The organism is Rhodovulum tesquicola (genome assembly GCF_024128855.1).
In the GTDB taxonomy this organism is placed as follows: domain Bacteria; phylum Pseudomonadota; class Alphaproteobacteria; order Rhodobacterales; family Rhodobacteraceae; genus Rhodovulum; species Rhodovulum tesquicola.
In genome coordinates this window covers 1-486 of record NZ_JAMYDV010000067.1, presented here as the reverse complement: position 1 = coordinate 486, position 486 = coordinate 1, and the positions used below count along the sequence as shown (strand labels likewise).

Annotated in this window: 1 protein-coding gene and 1 pseudogene; both read right to left on the bottom strand. The window is 59.9% G+C overall.

The window, feature by feature from the left end; all coding sequences use genetic code 11:
• Nucleotides 1-103: 103 nt before the first annotated feature.
• Nucleotides 104-379, bottom strand: a pseudogene (locus NHN26_RS17395) (class I SAM-dependent methyltransferase); the annotation flags it as partial.
• A 12-nt stretch (nt 380-391) separates the two neighbouring features.
• Nucleotides 392-486, bottom strand: a 95-nt coding sequence (locus tag NHN26_RS17680) for an IS3 family transposase (RefSeq protein WP_331429137.1), incomplete at its 5' end; no start/stop codon positions are given.

Below are 486 nucleotides of genomic sequence, written 5' to 3'. Positions count from 1 at the left end.
TTGTCGTCGCCTGCTTGTGAAGAGAAATCAGCATCCTCGCCCCGCGTCCCGAACCTCACCCAGCAACGATCTTGCCATGAAGAGCGCAGAGCGGCGAGGGTCTATGTGATCGTCCGGGATGGGACATGTAGCTCTCGCCGAAGTCGACCGAATGGACGAACTTCAGTCCGGCACGCTCTACCTCGGCAAGGAGCGCACTGCGGGAGGGTAGCATGCCGCCTGGAAAGATGTATTTCTGGATGAAGTCGACACCCCGGCGATAGGCCTCCCAGCGATGGTCTTGCAGGGTAATGATCTGCAGGGTCGCGTTGCTTCCCGGCTTCAGGCAGTCGCGGACGGTCTCGAAGTAGGTTGGCCAGTGTGGCCTGCTGCCGGTTTCGTGGACAGCAGGTTAAGCTAGCATAGCGCGGGCCTCGAACTCCATGGGGCTGATGTAGCCCAGTTTCGAATGCCGTCTGCGCGGGTTGTAGAAGCGCTCGATGTAGT